This window comes from Mesorhizobium sp. Cs1299R1N1, assembly GCF_037179655.1.
Classification (GTDB): domain Bacteria; phylum Pseudomonadota; class Alphaproteobacteria; order Rhizobiales; family Rhizobiaceae; genus Mesorhizobium; species Mesorhizobium salmacidum.
This window is the reverse complement of record NZ_JAPYKR010000009.1, coordinates 71,324-95,077: the sequence shown is the minus strand read 5'-3', so window position 1 is coordinate 95,077 and position 23,754 is coordinate 71,324. Positions and strand designations below refer to the sequence as shown.

Annotated in this window: 18 protein-coding genes; 6 read left to right on the top strand and 12 right to left on the bottom strand. The window is 63.9% G+C overall.

Annotated features, from left to right (window positions below; genetic code table 11):
• Nucleotides 1-117 precede the first annotated feature (117 nt).
• The gene (locus O7A70_RS20395) at nucleotides 118-1,626 is read left to right on the top strand and encodes a hypothetical protein (protein WP_337141989.1); all 1,509 of its coding nucleotides are present in this window, start codon (nucleotides 118-120) and stop codon (nucleotides 1,624-1,626) included.
• Between the two features lie 68 nt (nucleotides 1,627-1,694).
• On the opposite strand, the gene gyrB is transcribed toward O7A70_RS20395, so the two are convergent.
• The 3 genes from gyrB to O7A70_RS20380 all read right to left on the bottom strand — a co-directional run bounded on the left by gyrB (nucleotide 1,695) and on the right by O7A70_RS20380 (nucleotide 7,593).
• On the bottom strand, nucleotides 1,695-4,166 hold the full coding sequence (gyrB, locus tag O7A70_RS20390; protein ID WP_337141988.1) for a DNA topoisomerase (ATP-hydrolyzing) subunit B: 2,472 nt from the start codon (nucleotides 4,164-4,166) through the stop codon (nucleotides 1,695-1,697).
• Between the two features lie 145 nt (nucleotides 4,167-4,311).
• Complete coding sequence (locus O7A70_RS20385; protein ID WP_337141987.1) at nucleotides 4,312-6,942, bottom strand: caspase family protein; 2,631 nt, start codon at nucleotides 6,940-6,942, stop codon at nucleotides 4,312-4,314.
• Between the two features lie 81 nt (nucleotides 6,943-7,023).
• A complete protein-coding gene (locus O7A70_RS20380) occupies nucleotides 7,024-7,593 on the bottom strand; it encodes an NADPH-dependent FMN reductase (RefSeq protein WP_337141986.1) in 570 nt (189 codons plus the stop codon).
• Between the two features lie 210 nt (nucleotides 7,594-7,803).
• Between O7A70_RS20380 and O7A70_RS20375 the strand changes: the two genes are divergently transcribed.
• Entirely contained in the window at nucleotides 7,804-9,177 is a 1,374-nt protein-coding gene (locus O7A70_RS20375; protein WP_337141985.1) for a cytochrome P450, read from the top strand.
• A 19-nt stretch (nucleotides 9,178-9,196) separates the two neighbouring features.
• On the opposite strand, the gene O7A70_RS20370 is transcribed toward O7A70_RS20375, so the two are convergent.
• The 6 genes from O7A70_RS20370 to O7A70_RS20345 all read right to left on the bottom strand — a co-directional run bounded on the left by O7A70_RS20370 (nucleotide 9,197) and on the right by O7A70_RS20345 (nucleotide 15,038).
• Nucleotides 9,197-10,174: a complex I NDUFA9 subunit family protein gene (locus O7A70_RS20370; protein ID WP_337141984.1), complete on the bottom strand. Its 978-nt coding sequence runs from the start codon at nucleotides 10,172-10,174 to the stop codon at nucleotides 9,197-9,199.
• Nucleotides 10,175-10,595: 421 nt separating this feature from the next.
• The gene (locus O7A70_RS20365) at nucleotides 10,596-11,597 is read right to left on the bottom strand and encodes an Ldh family oxidoreductase (protein ID WP_337141983.1); all 1,002 of its coding nucleotides are present in this window, start codon (nucleotides 11,595-11,597) and stop codon (nucleotides 10,596-10,598) included.
• Between the two features lie 91 nt (nucleotides 11,598-11,688).
• Nucleotides 11,689-12,498 carry an ABC transporter permease gene (locus tag O7A70_RS20360; protein ID WP_337141982.1) on the bottom strand — a complete coding sequence of 270 codons (810 nt, stop codon included), beginning with the start codon at nucleotides 12,496-12,498 and terminating at the stop codon, nucleotides 11,689-11,691.
• On the bottom strand, nucleotides 12,498-13,211 hold the full coding sequence (locus tag O7A70_RS20355; protein WP_442921199.1) for an ABC transporter permease: 714 nt from the start codon (nucleotides 13,209-13,211) through the stop codon (nucleotides 12,498-12,500). The genes O7A70_RS20360 and O7A70_RS20355 overlap by 1 nt, the downstream gene beginning before the upstream one ends.
• A 157-nt stretch (nucleotides 13,212-13,368) precedes the next feature.
• Nucleotides 13,369-14,166, bottom strand: a complete 798-nt coding sequence (locus tag O7A70_RS20350) for a transporter substrate-binding domain-containing protein (RefSeq protein ID WP_140709360.1) — start codon at nucleotides 14,164-14,166, stop codon at nucleotides 13,369-13,371.
• Between the two features lie 56 nt (nucleotides 14,167-14,222).
• Entirely contained in the window at nucleotides 14,223-15,038 is an 816-nt protein-coding gene (locus O7A70_RS20345; protein WP_337141981.1) for an ABC transporter ATP-binding protein, read from the bottom strand.
• Between the two features lie 213 nt (nucleotides 15,039-15,251).
• Between O7A70_RS20345 and O7A70_RS20340 the strand changes: the two genes are divergently transcribed.
• The 4 genes from O7A70_RS20340 to O7A70_RS20325 all read left to right on the top strand — a co-directional run bounded on the left by O7A70_RS20340 (nucleotide 15,252) and on the right by O7A70_RS20325 (nucleotide 19,374).
• Complete coding sequence (locus tag O7A70_RS20340) at nucleotides 15,252-16,124, top strand: dimethylarginine dimethylaminohydrolase family protein (RefSeq protein WP_337141980.1); 873 nt, start codon at nucleotides 15,252-15,254, stop codon at nucleotides 16,122-16,124.
• Entirely contained in the window at nucleotides 16,094-16,765 is a 672-nt protein-coding gene (locus O7A70_RS20335) for a TetR family transcriptional regulator C-terminal domain-containing protein (protein WP_337141979.1), read from the top strand. Before O7A70_RS20340 ends, O7A70_RS20335 begins: the two co-directional genes overlap by 31 nt.
• 84 nt (nucleotides 16,766-16,849) lie before the next feature.
• Complete coding sequence (locus O7A70_RS20330; RefSeq protein ID WP_337141978.1) at nucleotides 16,850-18,430, top strand: 5-guanidino-2-oxopentanoate decarboxylase; 1,581 nt, start codon at nucleotides 16,850-16,852, stop codon at nucleotides 18,428-18,430.
• 236 nt (nucleotides 18,431-18,666) lie between these two features.
• Entirely contained in the window at nucleotides 18,667-19,374 is a 708-nt protein-coding gene (locus O7A70_RS20325; RefSeq protein ID WP_027142833.1) for an SDR family NAD(P)-dependent oxidoreductase, read from the top strand.
• A 184-nt stretch (nucleotides 19,375-19,558) separates the two neighbouring features.
• Here O7A70_RS20325 and rpsA read toward each other — a convergent pair whose 3' ends face one another.
• The 3 genes from rpsA to aroA form a co-directional block, all read right to left on the bottom strand.
• Complete coding sequence (gene rpsA, locus O7A70_RS20320; protein WP_027142834.1) at nucleotides 19,559-21,256, bottom strand: 30S ribosomal protein S1; 1,698 nt, start codon at nucleotides 21,254-21,256, stop codon at nucleotides 19,559-19,561.
• A gap of 205 nt (nucleotides 21,257-21,461) precedes the next feature.
• The gene (gene cmk / locus O7A70_RS20315) at nucleotides 21,462-22,112 is read right to left on the bottom strand and encodes a (d)CMP kinase (protein WP_337130126.1); all 651 of its coding nucleotides are present in this window, start codon (nucleotides 22,110-22,112) and stop codon (nucleotides 21,462-21,464) included.
• An 80-nt stretch (nucleotides 22,113-22,192) separates the two neighbouring features.
• On the bottom strand, nucleotides 22,193-23,551 hold the full coding sequence (gene aroA / locus O7A70_RS20310; RefSeq protein WP_337141977.1) for a 3-phosphoshikimate 1-carboxyvinyltransferase: 1,359 nt from the start codon (nucleotides 23,549-23,551) through the stop codon (nucleotides 22,193-22,195).
• Between the last annotated feature and the right edge of the window lie 203 nt (nucleotides 23,552-23,754).

Genomic DNA, 23,754 nt, shown 5'->3' with positions numbered 1-23,754 from the left:
CTTGAGACAAGATACGCCCGGCCTAGCGCCGGGCTTTTTCTTGGCTTGACGGCGGTTTCGAGGTTACGATGTCGAATTCCCGTCTTGCCGACGGGATTGTCGTCAACGGAGACGTTGGTGCCTGACCCCGTCGCATCACCGGCCACCGGAAAAGCGCCGCGCAAGCTTAGCCAGGCGGTGGTGATCGTGCATGGCATGGGCGAACAGCGGCCCATGGGGACGTTGCGGGGTTTTGTTCAGGCTGTCTGGAGCCATGATCCCGCCCGCGCGCCGTTTTATGCACATGTGGCCGATCCGGACGATCCCGCTGGCGCGAAGATCAACCAGAGCTGGATCACACCTGACAGCCGGACAAATTCGTACGAACTTCGCCGGATCACCACGCCCTATGATGTCGATGGCCGCCGCACCGATTTTTACGAGCTCTACTGGGCCGACATCACGCAAGGCACGACACGGGGCCGGCTTGCCGCATGGGTGACAAATCTGCTGTGGCGCAAGCCCGCCGACGTTCCGCGCGACGCCCGCGGGCTCTATCTCGTCACTCTTTTTGCCGTCATCGTCGTCCTGTGCGCGTCGCTGGCGCTGGCGACGTCGGTTTGGCAAGGCTATGTATCCTGGGCCGCCGGCGTGCTCGTCACGATCCTGGCCTCATTCATCATCTGGTCCGTGGACCGGTTTGGCCTTCCCTATTTTGGCGATGTCGCGGCCTATGTGCGAGCGGAAGCGGCAACGGTCGAGAAGCGCGCGCTGATCCGCGATCGCGGCCTGAGGCTGCTGAAGCGTCTGATGATGGACGATGCGTACGACCGGATCGTGCTGGTTTCGCACAGTCTTGGGTCAATGATCGCCTATGATCTCCTGCAGATATTGTGGGCCGATTTCAGGCCCCGAAAACTCGAGGCCATCCGCGACAAGGCGAAACTGAAGGCAATCCGAACTATTGAAAAGGAAACGCTTGTTGCCGATGGATCTGGATGGCCCGATGGCCTGGGTGATCTCGCCGGCTTCCGGCGCGATCAGTGGGAGCTCTACCGGCAACTCCGCACCAGGGATGCCGACCATCCACTGCCGTGGAAGATCAGCGATTTCGTCACGCTTGGCAGCCCGCTGACCCACAGCGAATTTCTGGTGACGTATAATCTCGCCGAATTAAGGCGCGGCATTGCCGAGCGGCTGTTCTCGGCATGCCCGCCGATTGCCGAAGGGGCGGTGGCCGGCGGCACTGTCCTTTATCAAGAAGGGCGCGGCCTTTCAGGCAAGCCGCAGCGCGCGGTGCACCATGGCGCGGTGTTTGCCGCGACGCGGTGGACCAACATCTTCGACAGGGGCAATGGCTGGTTGACGGGCGACCCGATTTCCGGATCGATGACGGAGAATTTCGGTCCCGGCGTCGAGAATGTCCAGGTCAAGCTGCGCGGTTCCCTCGGCCGTATCTTCACGCACACACTCTATTGGTCGCTGACGGCAAACGGCGTCGAGGTCGCGATGCCGGCTGGCGTTGCGTCGCGCTCGCATCTTGCCGTGCTGCGCGACGCTGTCGACCTCGGCCGCAAGCTGGAGCCGAGCCAGGCCAAAGCACCGGCGATCCGGCAGGGTCTTCCGTTCCAGCAGGTTATAAAATGATTTTGTCTGCCGCGGATGGAAACAATTGGCGCGCCGCGGCGCGCCAATTTCGAGATCCGGGGTCGAGATCAAATATCCAGATTGGCGACCGACAGTGCGTTGTCCTGGATGAATTCGCGTCGTGGCTCCACCTCGTCGCCCATCAGCCGCGAGAACAGGCTGTCGGCATCGGTCGCGTCGTTGACCTTGACCTGCAGCAGCGAGCGCACATTCGGGTCGAGCGTGGTCTCCCAGAGCTGCTCGGCATTCATCTCGCCGAGACCCTTGTAGCGCTGCATGGTCAGTCCCTTGCGTCCTGTCGCGAAGACCGCGTTGAGCAGCGCCAGCGGTCCCGAGACGGTTTCGGACAACTCCTTGCGGCGCAGCACCGGCGGCGTCCCGTAGACCTCGCTGAGGCGCTGGGCGTAGCGGTCGAGCTGGCGTGCGTCGGCGGAATTGATCAGTGCCATGTCGAGATGGGCATATTCCTTGACGCTGCGCACGGTGCGTTCGAAGACATAGCCGCCGATGCCCTCGTTCGAGGTCGACATGCGGCCGGTCCAGCCGCGCTCGGTGTCCTCGGCAATGATGTCGAGGCGTTGCGCGATCCGCTCGGCCATCGCGTTGGCGCGACCGAGATCGGCGAAGACATCGGGATTGAGCCCGCCGGCGATCGCCGCCTGCTCGACGACATTGCGGTTGTAGCGCGTGTGCAAGCCGTTGATGAGCTGGCGCACAGCCAGCGCATCGGCAACGGCGCCGTGCAGATCCTGTCCGGTCCGCACTTCCCCTGAGCCAAGCGTAAGGGAAGCTTCCTCCAACCCTGAAACGATCAGGAATTCTTCGAAGGCGCTCTCATTCTTGATGTATTGCGAGCTCTTGCCGCGTGTCACCTTATAGAGCGGCGGCTGGGCGATGTAGAGATGGCCACGCTCGATCAGCTCCGGCATCTGCCGGAAGAAGAAGGTGAGCAGCAGGGTCCTGATATGGGCGCCGTCGACGTCGGCGTCGGTCATCAGGATGATCTTGTGATAACGCAGCTTGTCGGCGTTGAATTCGTCCTTGCCGATCGAGGTGCCGAGCGCGGTGATCAGTGTGCCGATCATGTCGGACGAGAGCATGCGGTCGAAGCGGGCCCGCTCGACATTGAGGATCTTGCCGCGTAGGGGAAGGATCGCCTGGTTCTGGCGCGAGCGGCCGCCCTTGGCGGAGCCGCCGGCCGAGTCGCCCTCGACGATGAAGATTTCGGACTTCGCCGGGTCGCGTTCCTGGCAGTCGGCCAGCTTGCCCGGCAGCGAGGTGACGCCGAGCGAGGTCTTGCGGGTGATGTCGCGCGCCTTGCGCGCGGCTTCGCGCGCCGCCGCGGCCTGGATCACCTTGTCGACGACAACCTTGCCCTCGGCCGGATGCTCCTCGAGCCACGTGCCGAGCGCTTCGTTGACCAGCCCCTCGACCACGGGACGGACTTCCGACGAGACCAGCTTGTCCTTGGTCTGCGACGAGAATTTCGGATCGGGAACCTTGACCGACAGCACCGCCGTCAGGCCTTCGCGGCAATCGTCGCCGATCAGCGAGACCTTTTCCTTCTTGGTGAGGCCCGAGGATTCGCCATAACCGGTGATCTGACGGGTCAGCGCGCCGCGAAAACCGGCCAGATGTGTGCCGCCATCGCGCTGCGGAATGTTGTTGGTGAAGGCGAGCACATTCTCGTGGTAGCTGTCGTTCCACCACATCGCCACTTCGACGGTGATGCCGTCACGCTCGGCCCTGATGGAGATCGGCTTCCCGATCAGCGGTTTCTTGACGCGGTCGAGATATTTGACGAACTCTTCGAGGCCGCCGTCATAGTGCAGTTCATGCCTCACGACATCGGCATGGCGGGCGTCTGTCAGCACGATGCGCACGCCGGAGTTCAGGAAGGCGAGTTCGCGCAGCCGGTGCTCCAGCGTGCCGAAATCGAACTCGACCATGGTGAAGGTCTCGGACGACGGAAAGAAGGTGACCTCGCTGCCGCTGCGGCCCTCATTCGTGCCCGGGCGCTTGTCCTGCTCGTAGCTGCCGGTCGCCTTCAGCGGCGCGTCGGCATTGCCATGGGTAAAGCTCATTTCGAAGATCTGCCCGTTGCGGCGGATCTTGAGCTTCAGCCAGGCCGATAGCGCGTTGACCACCGAGACGCCGACGCCATGCAGGCCGCCAGACACCTTGTAGGAGTTCTGGTCGAATTTTCCGCCGGCATGCAGCTGCGTCATGATCACTTCGGCCGCCGAAATGCCCTCGCTGGGGTGAATGTCGGTCGGAATGCCACGGCCATTGTCGATAACCGTCACCGAGCCATCGGGGTTGAGCGTCACCGAAACCAGGTCGGCATGGCCCGCCAGCGCCTCGTCGATGGCGTTGTCGACCACCTCATAGACCATGTGATGCAGGCCCGAGCCGTCATCGGTGTCGCCGATATACATGCCCGGCCGCTTGCGGACAGCATCCAACCCCTTCAAAACCTTGATGGAATCGGCGCCGTATTCGGCTTCAGCGCCGTTGGTGTTCTCGGTCTGGTCGCTCATGAAAACCTATTGTCTAGATGCCGTTTTTGCAGCGCGAAAAATTGGCCCCGAATCGCGCTTCTGAGATCGACTAGATATAGGCGCTAAAGGCGGTTTTTCCAAGGTTTGCAGGCATTTCCGGCGCAAATCCCAAGCCGGCAGCCGGCTATTTTTTTCGGGCGTTGATTTTGGCGAGAAGGCCGCGCAAATATTTGATCGTGGATTTGTCCCTGGGCGTCAGCCGGCCCGTGCGGTCGAGCTCCAGCGTCAGGTTCAGCGCCTTGGTCAGCACCGCCTTCGGATCCTTAGCCACATACGCATAGTTGATGTAAGCCTGCACCAGATCAAATTGCCAAACCGCGTTGTTCGGATCGGACTGAGCCAGTTGCTGGCGGATGCCGAGGCTGGCTTCGAAGGCCTTCTTGGAGCCCTCGAAGTGGCGCTGCTTGGTCTCCAGCATGCCGATTTCCGACAGAGTGATCGACAGGTCGCGTTGCCAGTCGGAATTGCCTGGGTCGAGCTGGGCCAGCCGGTCGGCAATGGCAAGACTGTCCTGGTAGTTTTGCAGCGCCTCGCTGACATTGCCCTGCGCATCAAGCACACCGGCAACCTTTTCCAGACAGACCGACAGGTCGCGCTGCCAGCCGGTGTTGCCGGGGTCGCTCTGGGCAAGGTCACGCGCTACGGCCAGCGCTTTCTGATAGGAGACCAGTGCTGCCGGCCAGTTCTCCTGGTCGTTGAGCGCGTTGCCGATCTTGGCGTAACTGATCGACAGATCGCGCTTCAAGTCGGTATCGTTAGGGTCGCGGCGCACCAGGCTCCCGGCGATCGCCTGGCTCTTGTTGTAGGCCACAAGCGCCCCGGCGGCGTCGCCTCGCTCGCGCAGCACGTCGCCAATCCTCTCGTGGCTGACAGAGACAGCCCGCTGGCGCTCAAGGTCGTCGGGTTTGTTCTCGGCCAGCGCCAGCCGGATTCTCAGGCTCTCTTCAAAGGTGGTCTGGGCGCTGTTCAACTGGCCGGCGGTACGGGCAAGGTCGCCGATTTCGTCATAGGTTATGGTCAGGTCGCGCAGCAGATAAGCGCTGTTCGGCTCGGCGTCGGCCAATTTCTGCTTGATCGACAGGCTTTGTTGATAGGCCTGGGCCGCCGCACCCACATCGCCTTGCGTCGCCAGCACGTTGCCGATCTTGTCATTGGCCATGGCAAGATCACCGAGCCAGTCTTTCTTGTCCGGCACGCTTGCGGTCAGCTCCTGCAGCATGCCCCTGGCCGCCTCATAGTTTTCGAGCGAGTTTGGCAGGTCGCCTTGCGCCATCTCTATGTTGGCGAGCTTGATGTGGCTGATGGCGAGATCGCGTTTGACGCTGGGATCGGTTTCCCGAAGCGACCGCTGCTCGAGGTTGGCCAACAGGGCGGTGAAGGCCCGGCCGGCCGCCTCGACATTGCCGACCGTCGTATAGAGCAGACCGAGCTCGTCCAGCGTGCTGCTCTGGCGGTCGGCTTGTTCCAGGCTGAGCGAGGTCTGCCCGGCCTCGCCATACAGCGACAGCACCGTTTCATAGCCCTTGATGGCCGCTGCATAATCGAGGTCGGCGCGCGCCGTGCCCGCCGACAGGAACAGCGTCGCGGCCTGCGACAGCGTTCGATCGACGAAATTCACCTTCAGCGCCTTGCGCGACATTTCGTCGATGCCGACCGCCTCGGCCAACTTCGCCTGTGCGGTGCCGAAGGCGCCCAGGGCCAGCTGCTCCTCGGCCTGACGGCGCAGGTCCGTCACACGCGGATCGTCGGCAGCCAGCGTCTTCATCTCGGCGCGCACCTTGACGAAGGCGTCCGCCGCCTCGCGCAGCCGGGCATTCAGGCTCTCCGCCGACAGATGGCTGGTGTCGGCGCTGATCAACGCCCCATAGAGCGGCGCCAGCGGCATGTCAGCGTCGCTGGCGATCCGCTCGACCTCGCCCCGCGTCTCCGGCGTCACGTCGGCCATGGCCAGCAGCAGCCTTTCGCGCTCCGGCAATTGCTCCTTGGCGGCAGCGGCGAAAAACAGCTTAGGCAGGCCGCTCTCGACATAGGGTAGTTGCTTGCCGCGCGACAGGTCGTAGACCTCCTGCTGCACCAGCGTCAGCACCGAGCGAATCTCGAGCCCGTCGGTGCCGAGATATTTGGTCAACGCCGTAGTGAAGGGTGAGTTCTGGCCGGTGCCATCGACGGCCGTCTCGCCGGGTGCGGCCGAGAACGCGAACAGGATGTTTTCCGCCCGCCCGATGCGGCCAAGACCCGGTTTTACGCTGTCGGCGACATCCTTGGCCAGCGAGGTGGCGCCACGACCGGTGCCGCTGCTCCCCGAGAACGGATCGCTGCGGCAGGCATCGAGCACGATCAGCCCGACTTTCGCGGTGGCGGCGACCGCGTCGCGCACCTCTTCCAGCGGCAGGCTGGTCTTGTCCAGCGCATCGAGCGAAGACGCGTCGGCATCGACCGGCAGCAGCCGGTTGTCGCCCGATATTTCGACGCCATGGCCTGAGAAATACACCAGCGCCACGTCCGCGCCCTTGGCGTCTTCGCGGAAGTCGTCGAGCGCGCGGCGCATGCGCCTGAGGTCGCGGTTGGTTTCGAGCACCACCTCGAAACCAAGTTTCTTCAGCGCCGCCTCCATCGCCTCGCCGTCATGGATGGGGTTGGCAAGCGGCCGGACCAGCCGGTAGTCGTCATCGGCCATGACCAATGCCACGCGCCGCTCCGCCACCGCCGAGGCGGTGGTCGCAAGCATCAGCAGCAAGGCAAACAGCAAACGCAAGTCGAACCGCCCCCGGCTCAGTCATCTGCCGACCATTCCACCTCTTTATGGCGCGAGCAAGCCGCGCTGAGAGCGGCTCTATCAGGCAGCGCGCATCGGTTTCAACGCCTCGCTCCAGCGCAACAGTTCGTCCAGCATGGTCCTGGTTCCGCCCCGCACCTGCTCGCTGGCATCGAAGGCGCCATTCTCGTCGAGCAGTTTCTGGTACAGCGGCAGCGCGACACCTTCCGGGATCGGCATGATCCCGACCGCGGTCAGCAGCGGTTTCAGCGCCTGCGCCGCGCGCAGGCCGCCGGAAACACCGCCATAGCTGAAGATGGCGGCTGGCTTGTATTTCCATTCGCGGGCGAGATAGTCGATCGCGTTGACGATCGCGGGCGCCACGAAATAATTGTATTCCGGCGCCACGAAGACTAAGGCGTCTGCGGCGTCGATCGCCTTCGACCAGACCTTGGTGTGGTCGTTTTGATAATTGCCGAGCCTTGGATGATGGGGTTCGTCCAGCACCGGCAGACCGAACGCGGCGATGTCGGTCAGCACCGGCTCAAATTTTCCGTGCTCGCGCGCGAACGCCTCCAGCCACTCGGCAAAAACCGGGCCGGCGCGGCCGGGCCGCGTGCTGCCGATGATGATGTTCAACTGGTGCTTCAAGGCAGGCTCCTCTGTCGGGCGGTATCCGTTGGTGACCGTCACTACGGCAGAGCGTTCCAGCGGACAAGGTCGGAGCCCTGACGGAACGGTCACGATCGGATGAACAGACCGTCTGCCCTGCGTTCCTGAAGTCATGGTCCGCTCTGCCGTTTGGCCACATGGACGCCCGGTGTGCCAGCCACTACATTGATGGGAACAGCGGAGCACTCCATGGATATTCAGCCCGCCCCCTTCGTTCCTCCCGCCCCGAAGCCGCGCACGTCGCCGCCTTCGACGCTGGAGATGATCCGCATCGTCTATCGCAACCCGCTCGAACTCTGGGGCGAGCCGACCTACAACGAACCCTGGATTTCGGCCAAGGGCGCCGGCGGGCCGCTGGTCATCGCCAATGATCCCGCCCTGATCCGCCATGTGCTGGTCGACAACGCCAAAAACTACAAGATGGCGACGGTGCGCCAGAAGATCCTGAGGCCGATCCTGCGCGATGGCCTGCTGACCGCCGAGGGCGAGGTGTGGAAGCGGTCGCGCAAGGCGATGGCGCCGGTGTTCACACCGCGCCACATTTTCGGCTTTGCCCAGCCGATGCTGAAACGCACGCTGGAGTTTGTCACCCGTTACGAGGCGGGCGGCACGTCCGATATCGCCCATGACATGACGCTGCTCACCTACGACATCCTGGCCGAGACGCTGTTTTCCGGCGAGATCGCAGGCGAGCCGGGCAGTTTCGAAAACGAGATCGACCGCCTGTTCGAGACCATGGGCCGCGTCGACCCGCTCGACCTGTTGCGTGCGCCCGACTGGCTGCCACGGCTGACCCGCATCCGCGGCCGCAAGACGATGGCCTATTTCCGCAAGATCGTGACCGACACGGTCAAGATGCGCGAAGAGAAGTTCGGGCGCGACCCCGATGCCGTGCCTCAGGATTTCCTGACGCTGCTGCTCAAGGCCGAAGGCCCCGACGGACTGACACGCCCGGAAGTCGAGGACAACATCATCACCTTCATCGGTGCCGGCCACGAGACCACGGCGCGCGCGCTCGGCTGGACGCTTTATTGCCTGGCCGAATCGCCCTGGGAGCGCGACCGCGTCGAACAGGAGATCGACCAGGTGCTGGCGCGCGAGCCCGATCCGACGAAGTGGCTCGACGCCATGCCGCTGACACGCGCCGCCTTCGACGAGGCGCTTCGGCTCTACCCGCCGGCGCCATCGATCAACCGCGAGCCGATCGTGCCGGAAATGTGGAGGGATCTTTATATTCCCAAGCACGCCGCCGTGCTGGTGATGCCGTGGGTCGTCCACCGCCACAGGAAGTTGTGGGACCGGCCGGACGCCTTCCTGCCCGAACGCTTCCACCCGGGAAACCGTGAAAAGATCGACCGCTTCCAGTATCTGCCCTTCGGCGCGGGACCGCGGGTCTGCATAGGCGCCAGTTTCGCCATGCAGGAGGCGATCATCGCGCTCGCCATCCTTTTGTCACGCTTCCGCTTCGACGCGACCGCTGAAACAAAACCCTGGCCGGTGCAGAAACTGACCACGCAGCCGCAAGGCGGGTTGCCGATGCGGATCACGCCTCGTCAGCGTTGAGGGCTGACGCTTCTGGAGATTATACCGCGGGCTTGCGCTGCTGGAACTGGCCGGCGGCGCGGAAGCGCCAGAGATAGCTGGGCAGGATCGTCGCGATCGATTGCGGCTGGATGCCGAGCCCCGCCAGTGTCCGGTTGGCCTTGGCGGCTTCGTCCGAAACGATGTTGTGCTCACGCAGCTGCATCACTTGGTCCTTGGTCAGCATCGGGTTGGGCAGCAGGCCGAGGATCGAGGCCTGGATGTTGGCCACCCACCAGGGCACCGGCACCAGCAGGCGCTTGCGCTCGATCACGGTGAGCATTTCCTGCATGCACTCCTTGAAAGTGAGCACGTTGGGGCCGCCAAGCTCATAGACCTGGCCGCCATCGATCTTGCCGTCGACCGAGCGCGCAACAGCTTCAGCAACATCGCCGACATAGACCGGCTGGAACTTGGTCTGGCCGCCGCCGATCAGCGGTAGCACCGGCGAATAACGCGCCATGTTGGCGAAGCGGTTGAAGAACGCATCCTCCGGCCCGAAATTGATCGACGGCCGGAAAATGACGGCGTCCGCGATCGTCTCCAGAACGGCCTTTTCACCCAGCGCCTTGGTGCGTGCGTACACCGATTCGGACTCCAGATCGGCGCCGAGCGCCGAAATATGGGTGAGCCCGGCGCCGACGGCGCGCGCGGCCTCGGCGATAGCGCGAGCACCGAATTCGTGCACGGCGGAGAATTTCTGACGGCCGCTCTCATGCAGGACGGCGACGAGATTGACGACGTGGTCGGCGCCTTGCACGGCGCGGTCGACGGACCAGCGTACGCGCACATTGGCCTGCACCGGCTGGATCTGACCGACATTGCCGAGTGGCTGCAAATGGCCGGCAAGATCGGGCCGCCGGCAGGCGACCCGGATGCGATAGCCGCGCTTGGCCAGCGCCCGCACGACATGACGGCCGACAAAGCCTGACCCGCCAAAGACGACGACGAGCTTTGGGGTCTGCAGGATTTCGGTCATGGAGGGCTCCGGCGCGCGTTCCAGATGGCTTGGCTGAGCCGTTTCATAGTCCGTTTTGCGCTAAAGGCAAAGGGTGACGCGTCGTCGCGTCATCCTTGTCTCTTGGACAATTCCAGAAAAAGTGTGAAGCGGTTTTCCGCGAAAGCGCATGGCACTTTCATCATGTTTTGGCGCCGCGAACGATAAACGCAGAAAACCCCGCCGAAGCGGGGTTTTCCGGGTGACGTTCGCGCCGAAAGCAGGGTCCAACGAGGCGGCCTGACCTGAGACGGTATCAGCGTGGCGTGAAGCAAGTACGCCCGCCCCAGCCCTGAACGCATCCGGCAGAAGACACCGACCGGGCAAACCCGCCCCGGACAGCCATTGGTCGTCGGGACGCGTGGAAAGGTTCACCGACGCGCGGGAAATTTCGTCAGTTTCTTCAGGCCGAATAGCGCTCGGCGAATTCGGAGATGCGCTGGATCACCGCCTTGGGCGCGGTGATGCCGCGCGCCTGCGCCTTCTCGACCGCTTCGGCCCGGGCGCGGCCGGGCACATGCACGCCATAGCGTCGGCGCAGCCGGTCGAGCTGGTCTTTCATGCGCTGCTCGAAATCCGGATCGAGCAGCTTCGGCTCGACCGCGAGCACGAACAGGCCGGTTCCCGGACTGTCGGCGCCGCCGCTGAACCACGGTGCGTCGAGCGACCAGTTGGCGCCCGACAGGCCCGCCGCCAGCACTTCGACCATCAGCGCGATGTTGGCGCCACGCTGGCCGCCAAAGGCAAGCATGGCGCCCTTCATGGCGGCGGCCGGGTCGGTCGTCGAATTGCCGCTGGCGTCCAGCGCCCAGCCTTCGGGAATCTTCTTGCCGTCTTCCGCCGCCTTGCGGATGTTGACGAAGGCGGTGGCGCTCGACGACTGGTCGATGACCAGCGGCGCGCCGTCGGCGGCGGGCGCGGCGAACGACATCGGATTGGTGCAATAGACCGGCTTGACCGACCCCGAGCCGGCCAGGACGGCCGGGCCGTTGGTGGCGGCGAAGGACACCAGTCCCTGCGCCGCCAGCCGGCCGGTGAAGTAGCCGAGCGCCCCGCACGTATAGGCGTTTTTCTGCGAGAAGATGGCCACGCCGAACAGTCTTGCCGCCTTGGCGAGGTCGTCGATGGTGCGGTCGAATCCGGTATGCGCCAGCCCGCGGCGCGCGTCCGAGAGATAGATGGCCAGCGCCGGCCGCGTGATCACCGGATCGGCATTGCCGTCGATGCGCCCGGCCTCGAACGCCTCGAGGTAATCGATGAAATGCGACAGCCCGACGGTGGCAAGTCCTTCCGCCTCGGCCGCGATGATCGAGGCGGTGAGCGATTGCGCCGCTTCCTCATTGGCGCCGGCGCCAAGTGCCGCCATCCGGCACAGTCCTTTTGCCTGGTCGAGACTGAGTTGCATTGTGCGTGCCTTTAGTGTGGTCGTTAGTGAGTAGTGAGTAGTGAAAGGGCTGGCCAGCCGGTCACCACTCACTACTGACTACTCACTGAACTTACCCGATCTTGACCGGAATCCGCGCCTCGATCCGGCTGAACGCGAAGACCAGAATGCCGGTGATCGCCATATAGATCAACGCCAGGAGCAGCAAGGGCTCGTAGGTGAGGTAGGTGTCCTGCCGCACCTTGGACGAGACGGCGAAGATGTCGATCACGCTGATGGTCGCCACCAGCGGCGTCGATTTCAGCTGCAGCACGGTCTCGCCGGTCAGCGTCGGCAGCGCCCGGTAGAAGGCTTGAGGCAGCCAGATGCGGCGGAAGATCTTCCAGCGGCTCATGCCGAAGGCGCGGGCGGCTTCCAGCTGCCCCTTTTGCACGCCGGCAAAGGCGCCGCGCATCACTTCGCCTTCATAGCCGGCAAAGGACAAGGTCAGCGCCAGCACGCCGTACGGCCAGGCCTGCCTGAGATAAGGCCACATCCAGGATTCGCGGATCCATGGATATTGCGGGAACAGCGAGCCCAGCCCGTAATAGAGCAGCCATAGCTGCAGGAGCAGCGGCGTGCCGCGAATGATGGTGCAGAAGACTTTCGCCGGTGCCGCGACCCAGATCGAACCGGCCGCCTGCGCCAGCCCGACGGGCAACGCGATCATGAAGCCGAGCGTACAGGTGACGGCCAGGATCCACAGGGCACGCCAGATGCCCATCAGGCCCATTTCCCAATATTGCGGCAGCCAGTCCCAGCGCATGAAATAGGCGGCCGACGCCACGAGCCCCAACGCGATGAGGATCAGCACGATGCGATGTGGCTGCAGCCAGAGCGAAGCGCGCGCCGCCGTGTCGATGACGGCTGTTTCGCTGGTCATCAGCGTGCCTCCTTGATGGAAGGCATGCCGCGCCGCGCCCATTTCTCGGCGCGGCCAAGCAGGAAGTTCGAAACCAGCGTCACGCAGAGATAAAGCACGCCCGCGGCGAGGAAGAAAACCAGATAGGCCTTGGTGACGCCCGCCGCCTGTCGTGTCGCCAGCGTTAGTTCGAAGAAGCCGACGACGGCCAGCAGAGCGGTGTCCTTGGTGGCGATCAGCCACAGATTTGCGAGGCCCGGAATGGCGAAAGGCAGCATCGCCGGCAGCGTGATGCGCCGCAACAGAAGGCCGGGAGACATGCCGAAGGCGCGGGCGGCTTCGATCTGGCCCTGTGGGATGGCGAGGATCGCGCCGCGGATGACCTCAGTCGAATAGGCGCCCTGGACGAAGCCGAGCACGGCAATGCCGGCCACCAGCCCGCTTATATCGACACGCTGGTATCCCGTCGCGGTCAGCACCTGGTTTATCAGGTCGGTGCCGGCATAATAGAGCAGCAGTATCAGCACCAGTTCCGGCACGGCGCGCACCACCGTGGTGTAGACCGCGAACAGGTCGCGCACCACGGGCCCGCCGTAGAGCTTGCCATAGGCACCCCAGGTTCCAATCAGCAGGCCGACGATCGTGGCGCCGACGGCGATCTCGAGCGAATGCAAGAGCCCGAGCAAAAGGGTCCCACCCCAGCCGACGGGCGCCGGCGAGAGGAGTTCGACGATGCCGGCCGCGGAGGCCGGAAGAAAGGATTCGATCAGCGTCGCCCCCGGATTGCTGGCTCGATCCGCCGGCACCAGCGGCCGGCGGCAAGCATGCGTGGACTGGCTAGCTGGAGGACGGGGACGTCAGCGCCCCGTCCTCCAGCCCATGCGAGGGTCGTCAGTTCGACTGCGTGGCGCCGCCGTAAATGTCGAAATCGAAGTATTTCTTCGAGATCTCGTCATATTTGCCGTTGGCGCGGATCGCCTTGATGCCGGCGTTGATCTTCTCTTTCAGATCGGTGTCTTCCTTGCGCACGCCGGCGCCGACGCCCGGTCCGAGCACTTCGTCGTCAGGGGCCACCATGCCCTTGAGATCGCAGCAGGCCTTGCCCTGGTCTGTCTTGAGGAACTCCTTGAGCGCGATGGAATCGGCCTGCACCGCGTCGAGGCGGCCGGCGGCAAGGTCATTGTTGGCTTCGTCCTGCGTCTGGTATTCCTTGATCTCGGATGCCGTGGGGCCGAAATGCTTCTTGGCGTAGACGGCATGCACCGTCGACACCTGGACGCCGAGGACCTTGCCCTTGAGATCGTCAGGCGTGGCGCCGAACTTCTGGTCCTTCGGGCCAATGATCGCGGTCGGCGTGTTGTAGTACTTGTCCGAGAAGTCGATGGTCTTCTTGCGTTCGTCGGTGATCGACATCGACGAGACGATGAGGTCGATCTTCTTGGTGGTCAGCGCCGGGATGATGCCGTCCCAGGCGACAGGGGTGATGACGCAATCGAGCTTTTCCTCGGCGCAAACGGCGTCGATGAACTCGATCTCCCAGCCGACCCATTTGCCTGAAGCATCGGGCGAGGTGAAGGGCGCGTAGGGTTCGGCAGCGACGCCGATCTTGACCGGATCGGCTTTGGCCACGCCCATGGCGGCGACGCCGAGCAGCAGCGCCGCGGCGAATGTCTTCAGAACAGTCTTCATTTTCAGAACTCCCAGTTTGTTGTTGGTTCCCGGTTTTCTTCCGTCCCGGCCGTTCCCTAGCCGATGTTGCGGATGAACTGCTTGAGCCTTTCGGATTTGGGCGCGCCGAAGATCTGCTCCGGTGGTCCCTCCTCCTCGACCAGCCCGTTGTAGAGGTAGACGACGTGGGTCGCGACCTCGCGGGCGAATTTCATTTCGTGGGTGACCAGCACCATGGTGCGGCCTTCGCGCGCCAGATCGCCGATCACCTTCAGCACTTCGCCGACCAGTTCAGGATCGAGGGCCGAGGTCGGTTCGTCGAACAGCATGACGCGCGGATTGATGGCCAAGGCGCGAGCGATCGCGGCGCGCTGCTGCTGGCCACCGGAGAGATAGGCCGGATAGACGTCGCGCTTCTCGGCGAGCCCGACGCGCGCCAGCAGCTTTTCGGCCTGGGCGACAGCCTCGTCGCGCTTGACGCCCAGCACATGCACGGGAACCTCGATGACGTTTTCGATCAGCGTCATGTGGCTCCATAGGTTGAAGTTCTGGAACACCATGCCGAGCTTGGAGCGGATGCGTTCGATCTGCCTGCGGTCGGCCGGAATGGTGTGGCCATGGCTGTCCGCCTTGAGCTTGATCTCCTCGCCATTGACCCGGATGATGCCGCTGGTCGGATTTTCCAGGCAGTTGATGCAGCGCAGCAGCGTCGATTTGCCTGAGCCCGAGCCGCCGATGATGGCGATGACCTCGCCGTCGCGTGCCGACAGCGATACGCCCTTCAGCACATGCAGTTGACCGAATTTCTTGTGCAGGTTCGCGACATGGATGGCTTCTGCGGCGCAGTCCTGCGCCTCGCCGGATGAGATCTTGGCAGCTGCCACAGCGCTCACCAAATGACCTCCATATGGCCGCCGGCGGTTCGTCGAACGTCTATCCGGCTAATCAACATACGCTGTACTGCCCTGCTCCAGATTTCAAGCATGGACTCAACAGAGCGAGCCCGTCAATCCCGCTCATTACGGCACTTGCGGCCTTGTTGTGCAAGTGTATAAATAACCTCTCATGAAATTTTCTCGATTTTTTTCAGCTTAAAAAGGGCATTGATGAGCGCTTTCGGATCACAGTCCATGGCGGCGCCGCTGCGGCGCGTGCTGATGCGGTCGGCGGCCAACGCCATGCGCGACGCCGACAGGGCCAAATGGCATTATGGCCCGGGATTCAACCCGGCGAAAGCAGCCTCGCAGCACGCGGTCCTTGCTGAACTGGTGGCCGCTTCAGGCGCCGAGATCGAATGGATCGAGGACAAGGCCGACGGACTTTCGGATTCGGTGTTCACGCACGATCCCTCGCTGATGACCGACCGCGGCGCGCTGATCCTGTCCATGGGTAAGTCGTTGCGCGCCGGCGAGCCTTCGCTGCATGAGGAAACCTACAGAAGACTGGGCATTCCGATCCTCGGCCGCGTCGAGGCTCCTGGCCAGGTCGAAGGTGGTGACTGTGTATGGGTCGATGCCCGCACGCTGGCGATCGGGCGCGGTGTCCGCTCCAACCAGGAAGGCATCCAGCAGGTTTCCAATCTGCTGACGCCGCTGGGCATTTCCGTCTACGGCTTCGATCTGCCGCTGTGGCAGGGCGAAGAGGCGTGCCTGCATCTGATGTCGGTGATCAGCCCGCTGGCCGACGACCTGGCGCTGGTCTATTCGCCGCTTTTACCGGCCCCGTTCTATCAGACGCTGAAGGCGCGCGGCATCCGGCTGGTCGAAGGCGATGCCGAAGAGTTCGCCGCTTCCAATGGCCTCAGCCTGAACGTACTGCCGACTAGCCCGCTCAACGTCATTGCCGTCGCGGGCTTTCCCAGGACCAAGGCCGCGATGGAAGCCGCCGGCTGCACGGTTGAAATCTTCGAGGCGGATGCGCTCTGCATCGCCTGCGAAGGCGGGCCGACATGCCTGACGCGGCCGATCCTGCGCCAATGAATGCGCGCCGCAAGTTCCGTCGCGAGGGCGAGGGGCGGCGGCGGCAGGATCTGATCGAAGCGACTCTGGACAGCGTGGCGGAACATGGCCTGCAAGGCGCTAGCCTGCGCACCATCGCATTGCGTGCCGGCGTCACCGCCGGGCTGATCGGGCACTATTTCCCGGGCAAGGAAGAATTGCTGCAGGAAGCCTATACGGCGCTGGTCAGCCGCATGACCGAGCAGGCGAAGGCGGCGTTGGTCATGGACGGCGCCTCGCCGCGCCAGCGCCTTGCGGCCTTCGTCACCGCCAATCTCAATGCGCCGATCATCGACGCGCGGGTGTTTTCGCTCTGGGCAACCTTCATCGGCCGCGCCAGTGCGGATCCTGCCCTGGCCCGTGCCCACCGCGAAGGCTACCTTGGCTTTCGCAACGAGGTGGAAGCGGTTGTGGCTGAAGTGCTCGCCGCCGAACAGCACAAGCCGGACGCAAGCGAGTTGCGCCACCATGCCATCGCGATCAATGCGATCATCGACGGGCTCTGGATAGAAGGCTGCCTGGCCGGCGAGATGTTCTCGTCCGGCGAATTGGCGGCGATTGGCATCAAGGCTGTCGAGGCCGAGCTCGGCCTCGCGCCGCTAAAGCAATTCCAGGAAAAGTGAGAAGCGGTTTTCCCGGGGAAAAGCGCGTAGCGCTTTCCCTTCGGAATTGCGTAAGAAACAAAGAGACAGAGCGGGAGAAAACCAATGACCACCATCGGCGAAGCATTGATTTCGCTACTCGAGGCCCATGGCGTCGACACCGTCTTCGGCATCCCCGGCGTCCACACGGTCGAGCTCTATCGGGGCCTGGCGAGGTCGAAGATCCGCCATGTCACGCCGCGCCACGAACAGGGCGCCGGCTTCATGGCCGACGGCTATGCCCGCGCCAGCGGCAGGCCGGGCGTCGCCTTCGTCATCACCGGGCCGGGTCTGACCAACACCATCACCGCCATGGGCCAGGCACGCGCCGATTCGGTGCCGATGCTGGTGATTTCTGGGGTCAACGCCACCGATACGCTCGGCAAGGGGCTGGGCTTTCTGCATGAATTGCCTGATCAGCGCGGCATGATGGAGAAGGTGGCGTTGTTGTCGGTACGCGTCACCGGGGCCAGCGAGTTGCCCGGTGCGCTGGCGCGGGCCTTCGCCCTGTTTTCCTCCTCGCGCCCCGGCCCTGTGCATATCGAGATCCCGACCGACGTCATGGTCAAGCCGGCGGACGGTGTCGCCGCCCTGCTCAGCAATGCGGCGCCTCCGGCACCGAATGGCGCGGCAATTGCGAACGCGGCCAAGCTCATCGCCGCCGCGCGCCGTCCGCTGATCCTTGCCGGCGGCGGCGCCAAGAAGGCGGAAGCCCCGCTGCGGCGCCTCGCCGAAAGGCTGGGCGCTCCCGTCGTCGAGACGACCAATGCGCGCGGGTTGCTGCACCGCCATCCGCTCTGCGTACCGGCAAGTCCGAGCCTGAAGGCGGTTCGCGCGCTGATGGCCGATGCCGATCTGGTGATCGCCGCCGGCACCGAATTCGGCGCGACCGACTATGACGGCTATGGCGACGGCGGCTTTGTGCTGCCTTCAAACCTGATCCGTATCGACATCGGTGCCGACCAGCTTGCGCGGCGCCCGGTAACGGTCGCCATCCAGGCCGACTGCGCCGAGGCGATCGAGGCCCTGCTTGCGGCGATCGATCCTGCCCACAGAGCCGGTGAAGACGGCCATGGCCGCGCCATGACGGGGCGAAAGGCCGCGTTTGCCGAGTTGAGCCCGGCCTATGCGGCTCAGGTACGTGCGGTGGAAATGATCCGCGATGCCTTGCCCGGGGCCATCATCGTCGGCGACTCGACGCAGCCGATATACGCCGCCAACCTCTATTACGACCACGACCGGCCTGGCGGATGGTTCAATGCCGCGACCGGCTTCGGCGCGCTGGGCTATGGTCCTCCGGCGGCGATCGGTGCGGCACTCGCCATGCCCGGTGCACCGGTGGTCTGCCTGACCGGCGACGGCGGCTTCCAATTCACCTTGCCGGAGATAGCCGTAGCGCTGGATTCCGAGGCGCCTGTCATCTTCGTCGTCTGGAACAACAGGGGCTATCGCGAGATCGAGACCTCGATGCTCGATGTCGGCGTGGAACCTGTCGGCGTGTCGCCGGCGCCGCCCGATTTCTGCAAGCTGGCCGAAGCCTATGGCATTGGTGCCGAAAGGCTGGCCGACATCGACGCCTTGCCACAGGCGCTGAAGCACGCCCGGGCAACGGGACTGCCGCGCGTGATCGAAATCACGGTCGTTTGAACCATCCAGGCCTGCCTTGGTCCCCCGTCCCGAAGCGGATCATTCGCCGGCTTAGTCCTGAAAGGCGTGTGCTGCTTCCGGGTGGCTTCGCTATTCGACGATGTCCTGACGCATGCAAAGACGTGACGGCTGCCATGTCGAGATATCGGTTGAGTGATCGGCTGAAAGGCGCGACGCTTCGCGTCGGCGCGGCAAACCAACGACAAAAGTCATAAAAATGACAGGAGCGGTCCAGGATGATGGAAACACTTGAAGGCAGGCATATCGTTGTGACCGGTGGAACCGGCGCGCTCGGTGGGGCGGTGGTCGGCAGGCTGCTGGAGCAGGGCGCGATCTGCCATGTGCCGAACGCGCACGCCGCCGCGCCTTCACATTTCCCCTTCACCGCGCATGACAATGTGAAGCTGGCGCACAATGTCGACCTGTCGGACTCCGCCAAGGTCGAAGCCTTCTATTCCCAGGTCCCTGCCTTGTGGGGATCGATCCATCTGGCGGGCGGCTTTGCCAAGGCACCGGTGGAAAAGATCGAATCGGCATCCTTTGCCGAGATGATGGACACCAACGCCCGCACCACCTTCCTGTGCAGCCGCGCGGCTATCCGCTCGATGCTGGCGTCGGGCTCTGCCGGCCGCATCGTCAATGTCACCGCGCGAGCCGGGCTCGACCCCAGACGCGGCGCCGGGATGGTCGCCTACACCGCCAGCAAGGCGGCGGTGGCCGCCATGACGGTGGCAATGGCGGAAGAGCTCAAGGCCAATGGCATCCTGGTCAATGCCGTCGCCCCCTCGACGCTTGACACGCCGGCAAACCGCGCCGACATGCCGGATGCCGATTTCACCAAATGGGTCAGCCTCGAAGCGGCGGCTGAAGCAATCGCCTATCTCGCCTCGCCCACCAACCAGGCGATGAGCGGAACGCTGGTGCCGCTTTACGGACGCGCTTAATGCATGTCGCCCGGAAGTGTCCTCGGTTCCGGGATAACGACATGCAAAAATCAGAAGCTTACAGCCGGTCGGGCGAACCCTATTCGCCGCGACATGCTGTAGCCGGCCTCCGACAGCATTCGTCAAAGAAAAACCCCGCCGGAGCGATCCGGCGGGGTTTTGTTTTCAAGGCTGCGAGAAGAGCTTAGCTGCCCTGCTTCTTCAGCGCGGCACCCAGGATATCGCCCAGCGAAGCCCCGGAGTCGGTCGAGCCGTACTGGGCGACCGCTTCCTTCTCCTCGGCGATTTCCAGCGCCTTGATCGAGACCTGCAGCTTGCGGGTCTTCTTGTCGAAGGCGATGACGCGGGCGTCGACCTTCTGGCCGACGGTGAAGCGCTCGGGGCGCTGCTCGTCGCGATCGCGGCTGAGGTCGGAGCGCTTGATGAAGGTCTCGATGCCGCTGTCGACCAGCCGCACTTCCAGACCGCCATCCTTGACGCCGATGACTTCGCAGGTGACGACCGCGTTCTTGCGCAGTTCTCCGCTCGTCGCTGCTTCGCCGACCGTGTCCTTGGCCAGCTGCTTGATGCCGAGCGAGATGCGCTCCTTGTCGATGTCGACGTCGAGCACCTGCGCCTTGACCATGTCGCCGCGATTGTACTCTTCGATGACCTGCTCGCCCGGACGGGTCCAGTCGAGATCGGAGAGGTGCACCATGCCGTCCACGTCGCCTTCGAGGCCGATGAACAGGCCGAACTCGGTCTTGTTCTTGACCTCGCCCTCGACCTGGCTGCCGACCGGATGGCTGGAGGCGAAAGCCTGCCACGGATTCTCGAGCGTCTGCTTGAGGCCGAGCGAGATGCGGCGCTTGGCCGGATCGACCTCGAGCACCACCACGTCGACTTCCTGTGTCGTCGACAGGATCTTGCCGGGGTGCACGTTCTTCTTCGTCCACGACATTTCCGAAACGTGGATGAGACCCTCGATGCCCGGCTCCAGCTCGACGAACGCGCCGTAGTCGGTGATGTTGGTGACGGTGCCCTTGATCTTCTTGCCGATCGGGAACTTGGTGCCGATCTCGGACCACGGATCGCTCTCGAGCTGCTTCATGCCGAGCGAGATGCGGTGGGTTTCCTGGTTGATGCGAATGATCTGCACCTTGACCGTCTGACCGATGTTGAGGATTTCGGTCGGATGGTTGACGCGGCGCCAGGCCATGTCGGTGACGTGCAGCAGGCCATCGATGCCGCCGAGGTCGACGAACGCACCGTAGTCGGTGATGTTCTTGACGACGCCCTCCACAACCTGGCCTTCTTCGAGGTTCTGCACGATTTCCGAACGCTGTTCGGCGCGGCTCTCCTCGAGTACGGTACGGCGCGACACCACGATGTTGCCGCGGCGGCGATCCATCTTGAGGATCTCGAAGGGCTGCGGGTTGTGCATCAGCGGGGAAACGTCGCGGATCGGGCGGATATCGACCTGGCTGCGCGGCAGGAAGGCCACGGCGCCGTCGAGGTCGACGGTGAAGCCGCCCTTGACCTGGTTGAAGATGACGCCTTCGACGCGCTCACCCTTGGTGAACTTCTCTTCGAGACGGACCCAGCTCTCTTCGCGGCGGGCCTTCTCACGCGAAAGCATGGCTTCGCCAAGCGCGTTCTCGATGCGCTCGACATAAACTTCGACGGTGTCACCGACCTTGAGGGTGGTGTCCTTGCCCTTGACGCCGAATTCCTTCAGCGGCACGCGGCCTTCGACCTTGAGGCCGACGTCGATGATGGCCATGTCCTTTTCGATCGCGGTGATCGTGCCCTTGACGACCTGGCCTTCGCCGGAGTGGCCGGCGGTGAATGATTCTTCGAGCAGGCTCGCGAAATCATCGCGAGTGGGATTTGCAGTTGACATTGTTTCTCCTGGAGTGCCCCGCATCTCAAGCGGGACGGGCGCCGTGGGTTAGCGTTGCGTTGGCCTGCCGGCGTTCCGGGCTAAAAGCCCTGGGCCGCTTTTTGGGCGGCAATTCCGGCGCATGAAGAATGCTGGCAGGCTGGTTCGTGCCCGATATGGGTATTTTCTTCGCCTCCGGCAATCGGAAGCAGCATGAAAACCCGGATCAGGCCTTGTTTCTCTTGGCCAGCACGTCGTCGATGACAGACATGGCCGCGAGAAACGCGGCTTCTATAGCCATTTCGCTGGTATCAAGCAAGTGCGCGTCGGCGGCCGGCTTCAGTGGCGAGTCGGTTCGGCCCATGTCGCGCTCGTCACGGCGTTGGATATCGGCAAGGATTTCGGCGAAATTGGCGGTGCCGCCGATGCTTTCGATCTCGGCCAGCCTGCGTTGTGCCCGCACTTCGGCGCTGGCCGTCACGTAGAGCTTTATGTCGGCGTCGGGGCATACGACGGTGCCGATGTCGCGGCCGTCAAGCACCGCGCCCGGCGGTGTCCTGGCGAAGTCGCGCTGCTTTTCGACCAGGATGCGGCGCACGGTCGGGAAAACCGCGATTTTCGAAGCCGCTTCGCCAACCGCATGCGCCGACAGCACCGCCCGGTCGAGTTTTGCCAGGTCGACCTGGCGCGCCGCTGTCTCGGCCGCCGAGACGTTGTCGAGCGGCAAGCCAAGCCGCAGCAGTGCGTATGCCACCGCGCGGTAAGTGAGGCCGGTGTCGAGCAGGTTCAGCCGGTAGTGGTCGGCGAGCCGCCGCGCCAGCGTGCCTTTGCCGGCACCGGCGGGGCCGTCGATGGCGATGGTGAAGGTAGCAGTCATTGGCTGGTCACCATGATCGATTCAGTCAGAGGGGGACGCTGTCCCGCTAGCATCTCGGTTTGGCTCCAACCCATCGGTCGCTACCCAATCTCCGCGCCAAGTCCCTTCATCAACCCCATGAACTCCGGAAAGCTCGTCGCGATCATCGCCTGGTCGTCGATCGTCACCGGCTTCTCCGTCGCCAGTCCCATCACCAGAAAGCTCATGGCGATGCGGTGGTCGAGATGGGTCTCAACGGTCGTGTCCCGCCCGTTGGGATGACCGCCCAGACCCTTGCCGCCCGGCTTGCCGCGCACGGCAAGCGAAGCTTCGCCCTCGGTGCAGTCGACGCCGTTGAGCTTCAGTCCGCTGGCCACCGCCGACAGCCGGTCGGATTCCTTGACGCGCAGTTCTTCCAGCCCTTGCATCAGCGTCTCGCCCTCGGCGAAGCTCGCGGCAACGGCCAGCACCGGATACTCGTCGATCATCGACGGCGCCCGCTCGGGAGGCACGGTGACGCCTTTCAGTTCGGAATAGCGCACGCGCAGGTCGGCGACGTCCTCGCCGCCGGCATTGCGCGGGTTCAAGATGTCGATCTGGCCGCCCATCTCCTGCAGCGTGAGAAGCAGGCCGGTGCGGGTCGGGTTCATCAGCACATTTTCGATCGTGATGTCCGAGCCCGGCACGATCAGCGCCGCCACCAGCGGGAAACCCGCCGATGAAGGGTCGCCCGGCACCGCGATGGTCTGGCCGGTCAGCTTGCCCTGGCCTTCGATGAAGATGTGGCGCACGCCGCGCTCGTCGGTCTCGACCGACAGATTGGCGCCAAAGCCTTTCAGCATCTTTTCGGTATGGTCGCGCGTCATCACCGGCTCGATCACCGTGGTGATCCCCGGCGTGTTCAGCCCGGCCAGCAGCACCGCCGACTTCACCTGCGCCGAGGCCATCGGCACGCGGTAGGTGATCGGTGCCGCGTGTTTTGGGCCATGCAGCGTGATCGGCATGCGGTCGCCGGGCGTGGCTTTGAGCACCTGCACGCCCATCTGACGCAAGGGTTCAAGCACGCGCCCCATCGGCCGGCCGGATAGCGAAGCATCGCCGATGAAGGTCGTCTCCATGTCATAGGTGCCGACAAGGCCCATGGTCAGCCGGGAGCCGGTGCCGGCATTGCCGAAGTCGAGCGGTCCTTCCGGCTGCAGCAGCGCGCCGTTGCCAGTACCGCGGATCACCCATTCGGCGCCGTGCTTCTCTATATGCGCGCCCATCGCCTTCATGGCCGCCCCCGTGCGCATCACGTCCTCGCCCTCGAGCAGGCCGGTGATGCGGGTTTCGCCGGAGGCGAGCCCTCCGAACATGAAGGAGCGGTGCGAGATCGACTTGTCGCCCGGCACGCGGGCCGTGCCGGAAAGGGCTGGTGACTTGCGGGCGGTGGCCGGCTTGGCAGCGGCGGCGTGAGACATGAAATTTCCCTGGACGGATGCCGGCTGACCGGCGCTTTTCATTTGTTGCGGCGGTCTCGTATCACGGCGAGGCGAAATGGTCATCCCCATGGTCGTCACTTGGCGCGAGGCCTTTCAATGCTTGGTTTTGTGACGCCGGCTTTTCGCTTTGACAGCGCTGCAAACTGTGGTTAAGGGGACCACTCTTTTATTGACGAGGCTTG